The organism is Acinetobacter sp. NEB149, from assembly GCF_012516415.1.
In the GTDB taxonomy this organism is placed as follows: Bacteria; Pseudomonadota; Gammaproteobacteria; order Pseudomonadales; family Moraxellaceae; genus Acinetobacter; species Acinetobacter lwoffii_V.
Map to the genome: position 1 here is coordinate 3,088,654 of NZ_CP051208.1, position 19,835 is coordinate 3,108,488.

A 19,835-nucleotide genomic window follows, 5' to 3' on the forward strand; every position below is an offset into this window, starting at 1 on the left:
TGAGAATCACAATAGAAACATGATATTTTTTGCCAACTCACAAATATAGCTAACTAATAGTGAGTATCCGATCAAGGAGGAAAATTTGAAACTTTCAATAATAAATAAACTTTAAAAACAAGAAAAAATGATGTCTCCTGCCATATTCAAAAACTCTAAATATCCGTGAATATTACTGTATTATTTTTATTCAATGGCATTTATGAATTTGACATCTGAACTACTTTTAAAGTTTCCAACAACACAGACAAGTACTGTAAAAAATTTCAAAAAAAGCAGAATCACCATTCATCCACACGCTTATGGTTTCAATCTATGCTACTTAAATATGTGGAAAAATCTCGCAGTAGATTTAGATATTTCTAATCGTATAAAAGAACTTCATGTCTGGAAAACTCCAGAATTCGATAGCTACACCGTTTTTAATAATATTCACTTATATCTTAGCTACTTAAAGAATGATATCAAAGAAGTCACTTTAATTATTCATCATCAACAATCTTTTTCAGATGACGAATTATTATTTCTGAAAGAGTTATGCAGTCTTGAATTTATTCAATTCATCAAATCTAATAAAATTAATATTCTGTCGTTAAATCCCAAAAAAACATTGCATTTAATTAACACACATCTTTCACGTCAAACTCTATTGACCCTTAACAAAGAATCATCTTTAAAGCCACATCATCAAATGAGTCTGGAACTGCTAGCACAACTACTTGCATGTTCTCGAAATCAACTGAATCAGCGGATTAAAAATATTAATCAACAGCGCACACATATTTTTAATGAATTATCACTCAACAGCAGATGTGCAAAAGAACTCATTGATCACTCTGATAGTTGCCTAAGTACAGAAAAAATTTGGAGATCATAGTGTCGAACAATCTAAACGAGCATATTGATTTGCCAGCTATTTCACTGCGAAAAACACTAGAAAAACTGTTTGGTGATGAGCAATATGAACGTACGCAACATATCAACTTTGTGGTTAAACTATTGTCTTCTCAACAGACTGACAATTTTCTGGTTGGTCTCAATCTTGATTACTTTGATATCGATGTAGACTTTGATTCGCAACTGCCGACACCTCCGGTAATCGCGTTCACGAAAAAAGTTAAGATTAGTGATTTACCCATTACGTCATACATCAATTCAATTGCGCAATTACCTGAATCGCAGACGCATGCAAAAAATTGGAATATTCTAGTTTTAAAAGCGGCAATTTATTTAATTGCTCTTCCTGAGCTTAAACCAGAGCTTTTTAAACAAGCACACACAGAACACTTCAATACCATAAAGCGCTTATTTCAGCGCTTTAGGAATGCAAATAAAAATTTAGTTACTGAAAAAAAATATCAAAATACAGAAGAGTATCAACGTCTCTGGAATACCTATCTTCAAGATCCAACGCTGAGCTTAGAACAATTTATTCAATATCTGATCACATTAGATAAGGATGAATTGCCTGAGTTTGACCGTAATCTACTCAATGATATTCGTGTTACCTTTAACTACGTTTTAAAAAACAAAGCGAAGATTGCACGTGCAAGTATCGGTACACAGCTTCAACATCAATTTCTTGATGAAGAACAATTCATTGAAGAAAGTGTAGAAATAAAAAAAAGTGCTAAATCTAAAGCACTGAATATAGAAACGTTAATTGATGAGCCAGTTAGTCGGCAAATTGTTGTCAATCCAACTCATGTCACACCACTGGCAGCACATTCAGAAACGATTCAAAGTTATGTTCTACCACTCGTTGCAAAACATATTCAACGTAAAGAACATTTACTCACGTCGAGTAGTTTTTTCCCAAATCCATCTAGCGTGAACCATCTACTGAAAAGACTTCATGTGGACTACTCTGAACATCAAAATAAAAGTGCTTTGATCCTGATACTCGCATTTTTAACAGGCAATAGTGTGAATGAGTGGTTATATATAGAAAGCAAGCGAGCTAAAAAATTAAATAACCGCCAAGAATTGCTCCATAAAAATGATCAGTTCTTCTTACGCAGTAAATTTAATATATTTGAGAACCGCAATTTTAAGTATTCGGACAGCTTGCTCAATCAGACTATCTATTTAGACATTCCAATTCCGAATCTATTCATAGAGGATCTTCGCAAAATGGATTCGGTTAGTATCGATGATATACAGCAATATTTACGCAAATTAAGACAAGAATTACTGATTCCAAAACTGTCTGTCGTAAAGGTGAGTTCTCTACTGCATCACACGGTTCTTGAAAAAACAGGTAATAAACAACTTGCAGACCTAGTTGCAGGGATTGATGCAAATCAGTCATCGTCTATTTCTTATTGTCATCAGAATATCCCGCGTTTACACGCACAATATCTCGATATTTTAAAATCACTCTGTACGGATATAGTGCGTAAATATGAAAGTGGTGTTACCACTTCACCATCTGATTCAACACTTTATTTTGGTAGTCGTAAAGCTCCCAAGCCACAGGTAATTACAGAGATTTTTGCTGTATTGAAATTTAATATTTTTTCACAAGCCGAAGATGACCTAATTTCAATCTTTAATCATTACAACATCTGGTTATGGCATATCCTTCTTCTTTTTACAGCAGCACGCCCCGTTGCTGAATTCCCTGGATTTCTTAAAAACTTTAATTTAAAACGCCAAATTTTGATGGTTTCAGACAAAGAAGTAGGCGGTCGTAATGGATTTGGACGCCTCATTCCACTTTGCCCATTTTTAGTTGAAGAGATAAAAAAATTCCTTAATTTTTTAGAATATTTTTTGATTCAAATCATGATGAGTCAACCAGCTTTAAGTGAGGTCATACAACAAATCAAAATGAGTAAGCTCCCCCTCTTGGGAATCATTCAGAATAATGACTGGATACCGTTAAGCCCATCTTCAGTAAAAAAATTTCATCCAGAATTAGGTCTTGATCATGCAAACTGGCATCGCCACACAGCTCGTGCATTTTTAACTCATAAAGTTTCTGAACCTGAAATTTTGGCACTTTTTGGACATGAGCTTATGCAACAAGAAGCAGCCCATCCATTTTCCAGTTTATCGCTCTCTCAATTTTCCAAAATTGCAGATGTTTTAGAGCAAATGAAAACGTATTTTAAAATTACAGGTGTTGAAGTTGATGTCCTCACGCAATAAAAAAATCTCAAAAAAACGCTATGCAGAAGACAGACGTCAACTTCAACGTAATGAATTAGAAAAGAATCTACGAGCTGATGCAGAACATGAGCTCCGCCAATACTTTGATGAACAAAAATTCTCAACTGAAGACTTAATTCAAGCTTATCCTGCGATTTATGAGTTTATTAAACGTAAAGCACCAAATTTGGCTTGGAATAAATATGCACATGAATTCTTCCGAACATATATCAAAGACCTCAATAAGAGCAATAACCTAGACCTCCCACTACCTTATCTTACCTTCGAGATGAAACGTGATGAACCAATTTTCACTTTGGATTGGTTCCAGGCCGGTCATGAAATTGACATCATCCTCGAAAAACTGTGGCACTACTGGATTCTTGCTCAAGATAGCTCGACGTTTTCTGATGAAGAAATTATTGCAAATATTCTGCTTTGCTCAATGCTATATGGTGGACTAAGTCAAACAGCAACATTAAATGCATTACTTGAACATTTAAAGAATCCCGTAAAAATCCAAAAAATTTGCGATTTAAATATCATCTTTTTAGAGCCATTTTCTCCAAGCTATGGCGATCTATTTGTCGATGAGAAAACAATTCGAAAATCGCGTAATTTTGTTCCAGATCAACTCACACGACTTTGGCTCATTCACTTCAACACAAGGCAAATTCGTGACATCAGTCTAGACGTGGATGCTTATCTACACCTCATTTTTCAAAAAATAAAACATCCATACACCCAAAAGACTTTCAAATTTCTACGTGACTACGCCAATTTTAATTGGGTACAACTGCACAATGCAGATATTGATCCTGCCCTCTCACAATGTTTGTTAGAAAACACGCTCACGTGTGGTTTATCTGAACATGAGTTTGAAAATTTTGCATTCCCAAAACTCAAAACTCAATTAAGTGATGAAATCGAACAAAATGTCTCTTCTACCGCCAAAGCCCTACCAGATCTCAATACGTCTGAAGCAGTAGAAAATATCATACTTATTCATAAAAACTTGCTGAAAATTATTCGCACACCATCAACGGAACACCCCATTGCTGAACTTATTATTGATTTTTGCCTGCTTCACCAAGAGCAGTTTAATAAGTTTTCTAAGCGTATTATCTTATGGCTCATCAGTCTGTATCGACCAAATTCAGAGCAAATAAAAAAATTATCAGCCACTTTTGATTTTGATACAACTCAGTACACGAAGGCATCTCAAGACAATCAAAAACTCGCAGATAGTTCAATCTATACATATTACACCCGGATTGCAGAACCGTTTTTAACTCATGCCTTGCAATACGTCGATGCCGATGATGACATTAATGATCTACTGAACAAAATCTATCAACAAATCATTAGCAATACACGACTTGCTGATGAAGCAGATCAACCTGAGTTTAAAAAATCTAAAGACCAAACGATCCGCATGTTGAAACGTTTTCACACCTTCCAGCAAATTGTTTTTCAAGCAGAAGATTTCGAACTTGAATTTATTGCATCGCAAAATCGACCACGGGCACGCATCATAGGTCACACAGCCTTCCAGGTCATATTAAAGAAGTTAAATCAGTTCTTACATGATCAATCCATCTCAGACCATCAATATAGATTATTAAAAATCATTTATATTTTAGCTTACCGAACTGGTATGCGTATCAATGAAATACTGGGATTACGTGTAAAAGATATCGAGGGTTTAGATCAATTTTCCATCTGGGTCCAACCTTATGGTTCAAAAAAACAAGGAAATCAACATCTGCTCAAAACTGATAGTGCGGAACGGATTGTGCCTGCCTACGCTTTGCTTAAAGACGATGAATACCAATTTTTTAGCGATTTTGTTGTTGAAAAACGTTTAGAGAATAAGAAAAGTTTATATTTATTCAGCAACTTGAATGAAAATAAAAAACTGAATCGACACACTGTCACTGTGCCCCTAAAACTAATAATGAATCAGGTGTTTAAAGGACATCATTATTCATTTCACTCTTTTCGTCACACGACAGCGAATCATTTATCACTTGTACTGAACTGTGAATATGCGCCACTTGTGCAAGAGCTAACTGACTATAGTGCAGATGAGTATCAAAAAATACGAGCTGAACTTCTTCAAAATGAGCATGGACAAAACCATTGGTTTGTTATCGCACATCTTTTAGGACATATAGAACCCGTTGAAACTTTCAAAAGTTATATTCACTTAAGTTATCTCATTGCTGGTCAAAAACTACTGAAACATCATTCAGATATGCAAAATGAACTGGCTAAAAAAATCATGGGCTACAATGCAAGGTATAAAAATTTAAAAATAACAAAGGATGAAAAAAACTTTAATTTTGAGAAAAATCAGGCCGTTCTAGCCACTATATTATTGAATGATCAAACAAACTGGCTTCAGAGTAATGCTACTGACATTCTTGCAGAACTGTCAGTACAAACAAATCAATCCCATGACTTTTTTGCTTTCTTCGCCGGCACAGAAGGCTCTAAAATTTCACTTCAACGCTTTTATGAAACCTTAAATCAATTAGAGATTCACAACGATCCTCAAGCTGTATCTCAAAAAATGTGTTTACCAGAAGAGCTTGTCAATTATTGGTATGAAAATGCCCTAAATTTAGCAGACATTAAATCAAAAAAAGGGAATCCCCGTTTATTTAGTATTGATAGCTCAATCCACTTAAAACCAGCAATGCTTGATAGCGCTGAAGAGCTTTATACAGTGACATATTTTTTTGAACATCTACAGAAAATAGCTCGTAAAAATCCAGCACAAATTGCATACGTCCTAAATGTATTTTTAACTCGAGTGACCGCATCACATACCGGTATCCATTACCGCTGGAAGGATATCGATCAACTCGAACATTTTTACTCCCAAGTTAAGGCTTTATTTCCTGCCAAATTTTGGCACTTACTTGGACAAGATTTGCAAACAAAGTTAGATGGTAAACAACAGCCTCAACTTTTTAAATTAGCAAAAGCATCAACAGGTAAACATCCATCGACTCTAGAGGAGTTTCCTCGTCTGCAACTCTATTCGGTAAAAGATGGCCATGCTCTTGCAGCATTTAAGTTTTGTCTACATCTAGCCTGTATTGGCAGACCACGATCTCTTAAACTTCAATAGAAGTTACTCAGTATGCCGCGAATTAACAAAAGATAAGGCCTATAAGTTCCGGGAATTTATAATTTCACCTTAACCATTCATCCAAATTATATTGTTTTTACATAGAGTTAAAGTTAATATTTGATTTTGTCACAAAATCAAATAGTAGGTAGATTATGAACAATAATCGTGGTGGAATCAGAGAAGGTGCAGGTAGAAAACTGAAATATAACGAGCCTACAAAAACATTAAGAGTGCCCCTCTCTAAGATTATAGAGATTAAAAACTATCTCAATAAGACAGAAAACCCGTGCTTTAATGATATTGCTTCAATCTCTGTTGTAGAGTCATCCACCTACATGAAAATTCCTTTAGCCGCTGAGAAAATCGCTGCTGGCTTTCCATCCCCTGCCCAAGACTATGTAGATAAAACTCTAGACATGAATGAACACTTGATTAGAAATGAAGCAGCAACCTTTGTGGTGAAAGTCGCTTCACTTTCTATGCGAGATGCAGGTATTGAGATTGATGATGAACTGATTGTAGACCGAAGTATTGACGCCAAACATGAAGACATCGTGATTGCACTGATCGACAATGATTTCACTGTAAAACGCTTAATGATCGAAAATAATTATCGTTGGCTTAAAGCTGAAAATCCAGATTGCTCAGACATTCATCTGCAAGATGGCCAGGAAATGGTGATTTGGGGTGTGGTTACTTTTGTCATTAAGTCATTTAGAAATCGTTAATTTCTTTATTGGTTTCCTGCCCAATGACCATATATTCTCAGAAAATCTACGCTTTAGTAGACATTAATAATTGCTATGTGAGTTGTGAGCGCATCTTTAACCCTGGTCTAAAAGATAAACCAGTAATTGTCCTGTCTAATAATGATGGCTGCGCTGTAGCCCGCTCTCAAGAGGCCAAGGACCTAGGCATTAAGATGGGTGTTCCTCTATTTCAGATCAAGGACATCGTTGAACAGCATCAGGTCCAAGTGCTTTCTAGCAATTATGCCCTGTATGCAGAGATGTCACGCAGATTCATGAAAGTCCTGTCCGACTTTGTTTCTCCTAAAGAACAGGAGATTTACTCTATTGATGAATGTTTTCTCGATCTGACAGCCCATGCGGGAAATTACGACTTAACTGACTATACCCAGCACATTCGTCAGCGTATTTTTTCTTGGCTTGGTTTACCAGTATGTATTGGCATTGGCAGATCTAAGACAGAAGCAAAACTAGCAAACCACATTGCGAAAAAGAATGTTTATCTGAACGGTGTATGCAACCTAGTTTCAATGGATCCTTGCTCTGCTGAAGATCTGTACCAAGCTATAGAAGTGAGTGAAATCTGGGGAGTTGGCAGGAAGCACAGCCAAAAGCTCAACAGCATGGGGATACACTCAGTCATGGATTTCATTATGGCTTCGCCTCTGATGATCAGAGATCAGTTTTCTATCGTCATGCATAGGACATTACTGGAATTGCAGGGTGTTTCATGTATAGAGCTAGAGCATACGCGGGCACCAAAAAAGCAGATTGTTGCAAGCCGTTCTTTTGGACAAAAGATTTACCATATTGACGACTTAAAAGAAGCTATGAGCCTCTATGTGCAAGATGCAGTTACTCGTTTAAGAGGTGAAAATTTATTGTGTGGTTATATAATTGGCTTCGTACAATCTAACCCGTTTGACACGTATAGACCTTATTACAGCAAGTCAGCTGCAGTGACTTTACAAGAACCTACTGACAACCTGTTAGTGTTCTCTAAAATTGCTACCACGATGATTGATGACTTGTATACCAAAGATATTGCCTTTAAGAAATGTGGCGTGATCTTGACGTGCCTGGAGCCTAAAGCTTCCCATATTTATGACCTGTTCACTGACATGAAGCAAATAAGCTTAGACAATAACCTGATGGATTCACTTGAGGAAATCCATCATAAGTTTGGCAAAACCAAGCTGGCTTTAGGAGCAAGTACGTTACCGAATAGAACCTGGAACATGTCAAGAGATCGGCTAACTCAAAACTACTTCAAGTGGGATCAATTATTGAATGTGAAATAATTTGAATGATTTATTTCCTGCCAAATTTTGGCAATTACTTGGACAAGATTTGCAAAAAAGTTAGATGTTAAACAACAGCCTCAACTTTTCAAATTAGTAAAATCATCAATAGATAAATATCCATCGACTCTAGAGGATTTTCCTCGTCTGCAGCTCTATTCAGTAAAAGATGGTCATGCTCTGCAATTTTAGTTTTGCTTAGCGTGTATTGGCCGCCCACGATCTGTTCAGCTTAATGAGTTAGATGACATATCACCTGCTACCCTACATAAGCCTATGACTGTATTACACCAAGAGCGACTTTTTTAAAAAATTAACCCACTGTTCTATTTGTATTTAAATAGATATTCCTGGTTAATATTGGATTAAATATTCTTCATAGGCATGTAAATACTAGGCATCATTATCATCAATAGTGATCACCTGTTAGCTGTTTATAAATGTCGGTTCAAAGTTTTCATATCTCTTTCACTCATTGTGTAATTTATTTAAGGTTCTCTTTGCATTGACTGCATCCATGTGTACCACCAATAAGAAAAGAAAAACCCCGCTCAATAACTTGACGGGGCTGTTAGTGCCGTAACAATTTCGGCTAGGGATTAGATATTTTTTTCAAGAAAAAAATCTGTTTAAAGAGGTGGTCCCACTTGTTTGAACAACTAAAAGCTTATTTATAAGTGATATTCTGCTCTAGTTAAGCTACCTTATTTTGTTGTGGTAGCTGGTCATAGTAAAACTCATCTGGAGTCATTTTGTCCAGACTCGAATGAGGTCGTTTCAAATTATAAAATTCAAAATATGCGTTTAATTGCTTCTTCGCATCCAAAACATTGCTGTAGGCTTTGAGATAAACCTCCTCATATTTAACGCTCCGCCATAATCGTTCAATCATCACATTATCGACCCAACGACCTTTACCGTCCATGCTGATTTGGATGTCATTTGATTTTAACACTTCAATAAACGCATCACTGGTAAATTGACTGCCTTGGTCTGTATTAAAGATTTCAGGTCGACCATATTTTTCAATAGCTTCATTTAATGTTTCTATACAAAATGCAACCTCCATACTAATCGATACGCTATGGGCAAGCACCTTACGGCTGTACCAATCAATCACAGCACATAAGTAGACAAAGCCTTTTGCCATAGGGATATATGTTATATCCGTTGCCCACACTTGATTACTCCGTTGAATATTCAATCCTTTGAGCAGATATGGATATTTACGGTGAGCTTGATTGGCCTGACTTAGATTTGGTTTACGATATAACGCATTAATGCCCATTTTTTTCATTAAAGTACGTGTATGACGTCGTCCTATATGATGTCCTTGACGGTTCAATAAATCACGCATCATACGGCTACCTGCAAAAGGGTATTGCATATGTAATTCATCAATACAGCGCATCAGCTTCAGATCTGATGCACTCACAGGTTTTGGGCGATAGTAATAACAACCACGGGAGACTTTCAGTAGCTTAGCTTGCTTAGATACTGAAATCTGAAGTGAGTCGTCGATTAACTTTTGTGGTTGAAGCGGCCCAGTTTCTTCAACACACCTTCTAAAAAATCAATTTCTAATGCCTGCTCACCGATTTTTGCATGTAGTTTTTTTAGATCAATGGGTGGTTCTGCTGGAGCTTTTGATTGATCGAAGGCTTGCGAGGAAGCCGAAATCAATTGATTTTTCCAGTCAATAATTTGGTTTTGATGAACATCAAATTCAGCACTCAATTCAGCAAGTGTTTTTTCTGCTTTAATCGCAGCAAGTGCTACCTTAGCTTTAAAGTCATTTGAATGATTTCTTCTTGGTCTACGTGTCATAAAATACTCCATATATTGATGTTTATAACATCATTTGGGGAGCAAAATATCACTTATAGGTGTTGTTCAAATTTCCTGATCCACCTCTTTAACTCTCCCAAATTAAACAGATCAATTTGCGCTGTATCACTAATTATTCAGTATTATTTATTTGCACTAAATATAAAATCAAATTATTTCACTATGATGAAAATAGTTTATTTGATTCTTAAATATCACTTAACGTCTTTCAAAAAATTACGACAAACCTTAGATTTTCCAGCAAAAACTATGTAATCAACTTCCATTGTACTATATAGACCAAATATACGCTTTACGAATCGGAATAGTTATTTCCCCTTTTAAATTAATTTGAATGAAAATTTAAAAAGTAATATTTCTCTAATCCATAGTTTTAAAAAAAAGAAGCTCAATGGAGCTTCTTTTTTTTAAAACTATGGATCGGTCTGAGCCAAAATTTTTATCTTTTATCAATAAATCCTTTTTATTCTTTATAATTTTGCGTGCTGTATTGCTCAACTGGCAATCGGGACAAGGCCTTTTGCCCTTTTTCACCAGGTAACCCTTCTACATACTGCAAAAATGCTTCTGCATAATCTAATCCCACATCTATACGACGCTCACCAGTAATGTCTTTAAAGCTTGTGTAAAAGTCCTGACCATCAGCCAGAAAGTTGATGGTAATTACTTGATAGGTCTGATTCATATTTAATGGCTGATATTGACCTTGTGCATTTCGAACCTTTAAATTGGATAAACGCTGACCCTTTGCCTTAGTTAAATCTACATCCCATTGTAGTCCACCCGCATATGGATAACTGCCTGTGTTATTACTCGTAACAGCATCCATGGCATCTTCCAGCACTGCTTTAATTTCTTGGCCAGTTGCATTTAATTGTACTAAGGTATTTTTGAATGGCAGCACTGTATAAATTTTTTCTACCGTAATATCACCTTGAGGCAGATCTACCCTTACCCCTCCTCCGTTTTGGATTGAAATATCTGCATTAAAATATTTTTTACCTTGCTGTAGAAATGCTTCGGCAACCAGCTGCTGTACATCACCCCCATGCTGATTAATAAAATCTGCTTTATTGCAGACATCACCTAAACTAGAACGTGATGTATCTTTGGTCATTCCTGGAACACGACGTAAGCATAAATTATCATTAGCAATGGCAACTTTTTCTTTGCCTAATAAGTTTTTAGCGACTTTATACGGTTCTAAAATACTTAAAGCTATAGCATCAGGCTGTACAATACGTAAGGAGTTACTATTTTCAATATCTCGCTTAATAGAATCTAGTTCCGTACTCATCAATGCTGGAGCATCTTTAGCTGTACGTTTAAAATCATCGCCAATCAATACATTGGCTTTTCCTGCACATGCTTCAATTTTACCATCGGCATCAAAGTTGACTTTGAGTTGTCCGACGACATAACTATATTGCCATGCCTGTACAACACAGACCTGATCACCATCTTTATTTTTTAATACAGTGGGATAGTCACCCTCTGGGCTTATACCGTAACTTTTAAGTTTCGCATCTGCCAGCAAGGTATGAGAATCTCCGCCAACAATGACATCAACGCCTGACAATTTAGTGGCTAAATCTTTTTCTAACCCGTACCCTAAATGAGATTGAACAATAATTTTATTGATGCCTTGCTGTTTTAGCTCATCAATATATTTTTGTGCAGTAACTACTTCATCATTAAATACAGTATCTTGATTTGGTCGAGAAGCATTTTTAGTTTTATTGGCAATCGTTAAACCAATTAAAGCAATTTTCTGCCCTTCTTTTTCCATAACTGTATAAGGTTTAACAAGGTTAGTTTGGTATAGTGCTGAAGTTTTTCCAAACTCGACATTTGCACTCAAGACTTGGGTTTTATTTTCACAATTACCTTTATCATTTAAGAATCCAATAAATTTTTTTAAGCCATCATCCGTATTATCGAATTCATGATTACCTAGCGTTAACGTATCGAAACAAACACTATTCATGAGATCTGCCTCTGCTTCACCTTCTTTCAAAGTAAAATAGAGGTCCCCAGTAATGGCATCACCTGAATGAATTTTTATTGGATTCTTCTCAGTGCTTGCCAAAGTATTCATCAACGCAGCAACGCGTGCAAAACCACCATTAGAGACTTGTATTTCTTCACGTTTACCCATCGAAGTTTCAAGCATTAATATAACCTGAGTTCGACATAAAAAATAAATAAAAAAAAGCCTTAGCATCTGTAATATCTTGGTTACGAAGACAAAACATTTCAGAGCAAGGCTTTTTCATGGACTATATTACCGAATTATTTTGTATCTTGGATGATTTCTGCAAAAAGTTTAATGAATCTTTAGAGAAAGCTCTAATTTCTGATCAAAAAACAACAATGAAAAAGTCAGCTTTAAGCTTGTCTGAAGTCATGACCATTGTCATTTTATTTCATAAATCCGGGTTTAGATTTTTCAAATATTTTTATTGTCATATGATCATCCCATTTTGGAAATCAGCTTTTCCCAAGCTTCTTAGTTACAATCGTTTTATTGAAATTATGCCGCGTTGTTTGCAAGCTTTGAGTAGTTTCTTCCATCAAGTTAAAGGAGAAGATACCGGAATTTGTATTATTGATTCGACTAAATTGGTCGTTTGCCATAATCTTAGAATTAAAAGACATCGTGTATTTAAAGGCTTAGCTGGTCGTGGTAAAAGTAGCACAGGTTGGTTTTATGGATTTAAAGTCCATATTGTTATCAACAACTTGGGTGAAATTATTAATCTCAAGATTACATCGGGAAGTGTTCATGATGTTGCTGTACTTGAATCTTTAACCCAAGAGTTAAAAGGTATTTTACTGGGCGATAAAGGCTATCTGAGTAAAGCAAAAACTGAAGCTTTAGCAGCAAGGGGGCTCAGACTATTAACCCCGTCACGCAAGAATATGAAAAATAAACCCATCCAAACTGAAGAAGAAAAACAATTGCTTTGCAGAAGAGGATTGATCGAAACAGTGAATGATCAGTTAAAAAACTTACATCAAATTGACCATTCACGTCATCGTTCGGTGAATAACTTTATGGTGAATATTATGGCTGCTATAGTGGCTTATTGCTTAAATCCAAATAAGCCAACTTTCCAAAACTTGCTAAAAAGCTAAAATATTTCATCGAACTCAGGTTAATATAGTACTTTCCTCATCCAAATGTGAATGACTGTCATTAATATGTACTAAATTGACTTCCAGCGGTTTAGGAGGAATAACAGGCGTTATATTCGTATTTTCTTTACTATCATTATTACACCCAGTTAAAAACATACTAGAAACTAATAAACTGCATGTAAAACCCGAATACCTAGTTAGTTTATTATTAAAAGACATGACCACCCCACCTGATTATAATTTAAACAAACATCATGTAGGTCTGCTGTTTAAAATTCATGACATTCACTATTTTTTCTAATTGTTTTTTAACAAATGGTTAAGTTATCCCATTAGGGAACTTTTCATTTCATGCCCCAAGCTTAAATTATAAATTTTGAATAAGCATATGTTTGATTATTGCTTGGCTAATTTTTTAAGCACTCAATAAAATAAGGAGAAATATGAAATTTCCCCTTATAGATTAAATTTATTTCGTCAGTTTTCTTAATTTACAGTCGATGAACTCATATCAAAATTTACGTCTGCGTATCATGGAAACTAAAACGAGGCCCGTTAAGGTTAACATTGACCAGATCCCCATGCTGCCACCGCTTATTTTTCCTGTATCAGGATTACTCGATATATTTTCGTTTAAATCCATATCAACAATTACAGGATCATGATCGGAAGAACGGAATGCATCATCGCTATAGAATGCTGCAATTTGCTCATCTGTTTTATATTCTTCGTTATAGTCTAAGGCCGTCGGCTCATCAGCATTGATGTGCCAAGCAAAAGCGCGTTTCACCATTGGATATAAGTCTGCATCAGCAATTGCATGGTCTAGGTTTCCTGCGCCCCCATTGCCATTGGCATCACTTGCAACACCAAATACATAACTATAGGCTGTTTTACCTTGTCCAATTTTTTCGTCATTGAGCAAGACTTTATAATTGGCTTTTTCTAATGCTAAAATCGGATCTTCTTTAGCATAACTATTCATATCACCGACCAGCAAATAATTTGGTTTAGCCACTTGTGTTGGATTTTTTGCAATCCACTGCATAAGTTCTTGTACTGCAGTTAAACGTGTTGCATTCCAGCAACCTTGACCATCACCCTGATCAGCATCGGCCAGAGTTTTATCGGTAGGACAACTGCCTTTCGACTTTAAGTGATTGGGTACTATCGTAAATATTTTTCCACCATTTACAGATTGGAAACTTTGCGCCATGGTGACACGGTTCTTTTCAGTCTGATCATCATAAACTGCAGGCTCACCTACAGGTTTTACGCGCTTACTGTTATAGATAATCGCAACTGCAATTGCATCTGTACCTAATTTTGTCATTTGGGTTGGAATGACATATTTCCAGTCTGCACCTAAGGCTTGCGATAAGTATGCCACTGCACTTTTATCATCAAAACCATTATTTGCGATTTCCATTAACCCATACACATCGGCATCAATTGTTTTTAAAGCACTGACAATTTTTTGATGTTGCTTCTTAAACTCAGTTTCTGAGCTTGCACCACGTTCTGTTGGGAAACCTTTTTCTGAACCATTATCATAATTTAAGACATTAAAAGCCGCAGCGCGAATTTGTTTAACATCTTTTGGAATCACCGTTGAAGGACGTAAATTAGTATCCTTGATAATTTCAGGTTGTACCTTCCCCTGTATCGGTTGAATTCGCCATGCATTAAAACGATATTCTAAAATCCCCTCAACATTTTTCAGTTCAGAACCTGTTCTTAATGTATTTATGGCATTGAAGTTTTGCGGAAGTAATGGTGTTCTATTTTGATTATTATAGCCATCATCCAAGATAATTTTAGAAAGCAGATTTTGCTGGGCTAATGCAACTGCTTCAGCAGATTTTGCAGGATATAGATTAGTTGGAATATACAAGCGACCTAAACTTAAAGATAGCTCACCATAACGACCGTAATTGTAATTTTCACTTATCGTTAAAGTTTGTGGGATTTTAACCAGCATCCCTTGATAGCGTTTAGGTACATTTCCTGCTATCTCCGTCAAACTGGTAAACGGTAAATTAAGTGCCTGTGCCGTGACTGTATTGGATGCTTGTGTATGACAGGTTTGAATATTTTGATCAAGTTGATCTATTTGGAGTTGGTTTTGATATGAGGTTAAACGACCTTTTAAAATAACCTCTTCACCTACTTTTCCTCCAGTGATTTTACTACTTGCAGGAAGATAGACAAAAATAGCATTACTTAAATTGGATTTGGCTTTACTATCGGGCGTTTGTATATAAAAACCAGAAAAACCATTGTCATAACGGTAGTCTGCGGTAATAACACCACGAACAACATATGGTTGATTTTCTGCGGCAGATTGTAGGTCCGCAATCGCCGTATCTGCTGTATTACAACTGATAGGAGTAACGGGGGAGGTTATAGGCGCGCTTGTATCTAAATACTGGGAAAACTCATTTCGATCAGACCATTTAAACCATTCGCTTTCTAACTCAAATGCTGTTGCAGGATCAATTGAAGTTACATTATTTGAAGTTTTAGTACGTGACAAACTATTTTGATAACTACTAAAACCCACTCCCCAACCAGTACCTGGATCCTCTCCCACACGACCAAAACGGTCTATTGGAGTACCTTTATAAAACAGGACCAAGGTATCATCTCCATTAAATGCAAGTCCTGCCACTTGATTGACTTTATTACCAATTACTGCCTGCAACTCTGTTCGACCAATAATGTATTTTGCTTTACTTGCCAATGAACCTTCTAATTGAAAAGTCGCAGATTTCGTGGTTGAACCATTAGTAAATTGTTGAATCTCATAATCAGCTAAGTTCACTGTTAAACGGCTTTGTTGCACAAAGATTTGAAATGCAAAGCGCCCCTAATTGAGCCAAATTTAAGGCGTAACTTGGGTAAGTGGTCGACCTAATTCCGTAAATCTGTTAAGGACTGCTACACGTGCATGAATTTCATTCACCTGACTAGGAAAGCTTCTTGCCATTAATTTATCGCCTAATAATTTGATGCAATGCATCTTGGTTTCCACCAAACTGCGGCGATGATAGCCTGACCATTTTTTCCATAATGTCCTGCCTAAACGTTTAACTGTTCGAAGTAATTCATTTCGCTCTAGCGAGCTACTCTTTGTATCTTTCCATGGTTTCGCATTTTTTCTAGGTGGAATCACCGCATGTGCTTGCCGATCTGCAATGACCTGACGGCATTGCTTGGTGTCATAAGCTCCATCGGTATAAACAGAGTCAATCTGCTCATCTTGTGGAATCTGATTAAGTAAATCACCAAGCACCTGTGAATCACTGACATTATTGGTTGTGAGCTGAATAGCGCGTATTTGTAGGGTTTTGGCATCTATACCAATATGTAGTTTACGCCATTGGCGACGATATTCAGCTCCATGTTTCTTGCGTTTCCATTCGCCCTCACCTAGAAACTTCATGCCTGTAGAGTCTACGAGTAGATGCAGCCCATCGCTACTTTTTTGGTAGCTGATTGCAATATCAATATGCTTTTGTCTTCTACAAAGCGTACTGTAATCTGGTGCGGTCCAATTTAATCCGCAAAGTTTAATCAGACTTTGCACAAAGCCAGTGACCATACGTAAAGATAGACGGAATAAGGATTTAATCATTAAGCAGCATTGGATAGCTGCGTCGGAGTAGGTTTGATTTCGCCCTTGTTTGCCTTTTGATGGAGCATACCATTGCGTAGCAGGATCAAACCAAATGGCAATATTTCCGCGACTCATGAGTGCTCGGTTATATGCGGGCCAATTGGTTGTGCGGTAGATTTTGTGTGTAGGCTTCTTCATTTGAAAATTATATCGCTGAAAAAGCCTTTACAGATAGGTTTGTGCAACAAAGCCCTGTTAAACTGTCAGGGTTATAGATTTCCAAACCCTTTTTATTAGATGTACCATCTATATACTGACTAAACATTAATTGTGCATGTGCAGAAAACGAGCACCCCATAAGTATTAAACTTAAACTCAATATTTTTGGTTTTATATTCATAATGATTTTGAACAGTTGTTAAAATTCAAAATAGCTTAGTTTTTATACATGACATCACTATGAATAACTGATGACAGTTTTAGTGAAATCGCTTTTCTAGAATTTTTCTCATTAAGCCCCCAAGTTGTCCCGGTTTAAATCAACGTTGCCCCTTTTCTTCTAAATTCAGATAAAAGTCTGAATATTACCCAGATGAAATAACAATACAGTACGATGTCATAAATATGTCATGAAACAGTCACAGAATGCTTAGTTGAATAAAGTTTAATTCTTAGCCTTTCTACAGAATTAGTCATTTTTTTATTTACAAAGAGTCAATTAACCTCTTTCAAAGGCTTTAAAGAATTTTCTATTAGCTTCCTTCAGCGCTGCAATCTGACTTTATAAGAGCCATAAATGACTACCTTAAATGTGTCTTCAAACTCTTCATCACATCCGTTAAAAAAGTATATAAATAGAGAGCTCTCACTATTTGAGTTTCATAAGCGGGTGTTGGCACAGGCGAAAGATACTGAATACCCTTTACTTGAACGATTAAATTTTTTAATTATTTTTTCAAGTAATCTGGATGAGTTTTTTGAAATACGAGTTGCCAGTTTAATGCAACAAATTGAACTTTCAGATCATGCTAGAGCTCGTCCAGATAACTCACTCCTCTCAGATATAGTCACCACCATTTCCAAACTTGCACACGAAGCTGTCGAAGAACAGTATAAAATACTTAATTATAATCTCTTACCACAACTGCAAGGACATGGTGTTCATTTCATTCAGTATGGTGACATCCTCGAAAAACATAAAGAATGGATTAAGGACTATTTCCATAATGAAGTTCGACCTGTGGTCACACCTATCAGTTTAGATCCAGCCCACCCCTTTCCTCGGCTAGTGAATAAAAGTCTAAATTTCATTGTAACCCTAGAAGGTAAAGATGCATTTGGACGAAAAATTGATTTGGCGATTGTTCCCGCACCACGATCATTACCTAGATTAGTAAAGTTACCTAATAGTATTTCTGGCGAGGATGAACACTACATTCTACTTTCAGCCATTATTCAGCAACATCTTCATGAGTTATTTCCAGGGGTAACCACCACTGGATGTTATCAATTTCGGGTCACACGTAATGCAGATTTAACTATCTCAGAAGATGTTGAAGACTTAGCAATTGCCTTAAAAGATGAACTATCCTCACGGCGCTTTGGTCGGGCTGTAAGACTTGAGGTGACTAAAAATTGCCCTGAAAATATTATTGATTATTTACTTGGACAATTTGATCTTAAGCAAGAGCAACTCTATCGTATTGACGGCCCGCTTAATCTGGCGCGCTTTATATCGAACTTCAATTTGCCAGAGTTACGTTTTCCTCCCCATGTACAAAAATTACCGAAAGTGTTGTATGGGAAAAAATCCATATTTGAGGTATTAAAAACCGGAGATGTTTTATTACATCACCCTTTTCACTCTTTCGCTCCGGTCATTAAGCTACTGAAAGAGGCAGCCCATGATCCACATGTGTTAGCCATAAAACAAACCCTTTATCGGAGTGGTGTACATTCTGAAATTGTGCAAGTCCTTGCTGAAGCGGCACGAAATGGTAAGGAAGTCACAGCAGTGATTGAATTACGTGCTCGCTTTGATGAAGAGTCAAATATCGAAGTTGCCAATCTATTACAAGAAGCTGGGGCGGTTGTTGTATATGGGATCGTTGGCTATAAAACCCACGCCAAAATGATTCTGATCGTGCGTCGTGAAATAGACAAAATTAAACGTTATGTTCATTTAGGCACAGGTAACTATCATGCAATGAATGCCAAAATCTATACTGATTATGGACTACTGACCAGTGATGCTGATATTTGTGAAGATGTCCATAAAGTCTTTCAGGAGCTCACAGGCATGGGGAAAATGGTCAAATTGAAAAAACTTTTTCATGCACCATTTACTCTGCATTCTCAATTGATTGAACTCATCGAAACTGAAACTGAAAATAGCAAAGCAGGCAAAAAAGCGCAGATTATTATTAAAGTAAATGCCTTAACTGAACCTCAACTAATTGATGCCCTATATAGGGCATCTAAAGCGGGCGTTCAAATCGATTTGATTGTCCGTTCAATTTGCTGCTTACGCCCACAAGTGAAAGGGCTTTCTGAAAATATTCGAGTCCGCTCAATTGTGGGACGTTTTTTAGAACATACCCGGGTTTATTATTTTTACCATCAGGGCGAAAACAAGCTTTATTGCGCCAGTGCAGATTGGATGGGGCGTAATTTATTCTCTCGCATCGAGACCTGTTTCCCAATCGAAGATAAAAAACTTCGTAAACAAATTCTGCAAGATGGCTTAATGAATTATCTTCAAGATAACCGCCGTGCATGGGAGCTTCAAGCAGATGGAACATGGATTCAATGTACACCAAGTTTGGATAAGCCCATGTATATCGCACAACAGCACTTATTAAACCATACATCTTAATTAACCC

General features: G+C 36.5%; 10 protein-coding genes and 4 pseudogenes. 8 read left to right on the top strand and 6 right to left on the bottom strand.

Translation table 11 applies throughout. From position 1 onward, the window contains the following. Nucleotides 1-202 precede the first annotated feature (202 nt). The 6 genes and pseudogenes from HGD77_RS14980 to HGD77_RS17260 form a co-directional block, all read left to right on the top strand. Complete coding sequence (locus HGD77_RS14980; protein ID WP_085064821.1) at nucleotides 203-877, top strand: hypothetical protein; 675 nt, start codon at nucleotides 203-205, stop codon at nucleotides 875-877. Beyond that, complete coding sequence (locus tag HGD77_RS14985) at nucleotides 877-3,153, top strand: hypothetical protein (RefSeq protein WP_121980147.1); 2,277 nt, start codon at nucleotides 877-879, stop codon at nucleotides 3,151-3,153. The genes HGD77_RS14980 and HGD77_RS14985 overlap by 1 nt, the downstream gene beginning before the upstream one ends. Continuing rightward, a complete protein-coding gene (locus tag HGD77_RS14990; protein ID WP_086044322.1) occupies nucleotides 3,137-6,292 on the top strand; it encodes a site-specific integrase in 3,156 nt (1,051 codons plus the stop codon). Before HGD77_RS14985 ends, HGD77_RS14990 begins: the two co-directional genes overlap by 17 nt. 155 nt (nucleotides 6,293-6,447) lie before the next feature. After that, complete coding sequence (locus tag HGD77_RS14995; protein ID WP_005105086.1) at nucleotides 6,448-7,023, top strand: LexA family protein; 576 nt, start codon at nucleotides 6,448-6,450, stop codon at nucleotides 7,021-7,023. A 23-nt stretch (nucleotides 7,024-7,046) separates the two neighbouring features. Then, a complete protein-coding gene (locus HGD77_RS15000; protein ID WP_086044321.1) occupies nucleotides 7,047-8,345 on the top strand; it encodes a Y-family DNA polymerase in 1,299 nt (432 codons plus the stop codon). Nucleotides 8,346-8,355: 10 nt separating this feature from the next. After that, a pseudogene (locus HGD77_RS17260) lies at nucleotides 8,356-8,654 on the top strand (hypothetical protein); the annotation flags it as partial. A 385-nt stretch (nucleotides 8,655-9,039) separates the two neighbouring features. On the opposite strand, the gene HGD77_RS15005 reads toward HGD77_RS17260, so the two are convergent. Continuing rightward, a protein-coding gene (locus HGD77_RS15005; RefSeq protein ID WP_227548722.1) for an IS3 family transposase occupies nucleotides 9,040-10,172 on the bottom strand; the annotation gives its coding sequence in 2 pieces (ribosomal slippage) (nucleotides 9,040-9,920 and nucleotides 9,920-10,172; 1,134 coding nt in all). 484 nt (nucleotides 10,173-10,656) lie between these two features. Then, nucleotides 10,657-12,417, bottom strand: coding sequence for a bifunctional metallophosphatase/5'-nucleotidase (locus tag HGD77_RS15010; RefSeq protein WP_415877832.1), 1,761 nt, complete (start codon nucleotides 12,415-12,417; stop codon nucleotides 10,657-10,659). A 50-nt stretch (nucleotides 12,418-12,467) separates the two neighbouring features. On the opposite strand from HGD77_RS15010, the gene HGD77_RS15015 reads away from it, so the two are divergent. Further along, on the top strand, nucleotides 12,468-13,331 hold the full coding sequence (locus HGD77_RS15015) for an IS982 family transposase (RefSeq protein WP_004729973.1): 864 nt from the start codon (nucleotides 12,468-12,470) through the stop codon (nucleotides 13,329-13,331). A gap of 21 nt (nucleotides 13,332-13,352) precedes the next feature. On the opposite strand, the pseudogene HGD77_RS17185 reads toward HGD77_RS15015, so the two are convergent. The 4 genes and pseudogenes from HGD77_RS17185 to HGD77_RS17265 all read right to left on the bottom strand — a co-directional run. Then, a pseudogene (locus HGD77_RS17185) lies at nucleotides 13,353-13,553 on the bottom strand (bifunctional metallophosphatase/5'-nucleotidase); the annotation flags it as partial. A 292-nt stretch (nucleotides 13,554-13,845) separates the two neighbouring features. Beyond that, nucleotides 13,846-16,161: pseudogene (locus tag HGD77_RS15025) on the bottom strand (ExeM/NucH family extracellular endonuclease); the annotation flags it as partial. Nucleotides 16,162-16,218: 57 nt separating this feature from the next. Next, the gene (locus tag HGD77_RS15030) at nucleotides 16,219-17,151 is read right to left on the bottom strand and encodes an IS5-like element IS17 family transposase (RefSeq protein WP_000743272.1); all 933 of its coding nucleotides are present in this window, start codon (nucleotides 17,149-17,151) and stop codon (nucleotides 16,219-16,221) included. A 55-nt stretch (nucleotides 17,152-17,206) separates the two neighbouring features. Then, nucleotides 17,207-17,353, bottom strand: a pseudogene (locus HGD77_RS17265) (hypothetical protein); the annotation flags it as partial. 396 nt (nucleotides 17,354-17,749) lie between these two features. On the opposite strand from HGD77_RS17265, the gene ppk1 reads away from it, so the two are divergent. Next, a complete protein-coding gene (ppk1, locus tag HGD77_RS15035) occupies nucleotides 17,750-19,828 on the top strand; it encodes a polyphosphate kinase 1 (protein ID WP_005105077.1) in 2,079 nt (692 codons plus the stop codon). The last annotated feature ends 7 nt before the right edge of the window (nucleotides 19,829-19,835 follow it).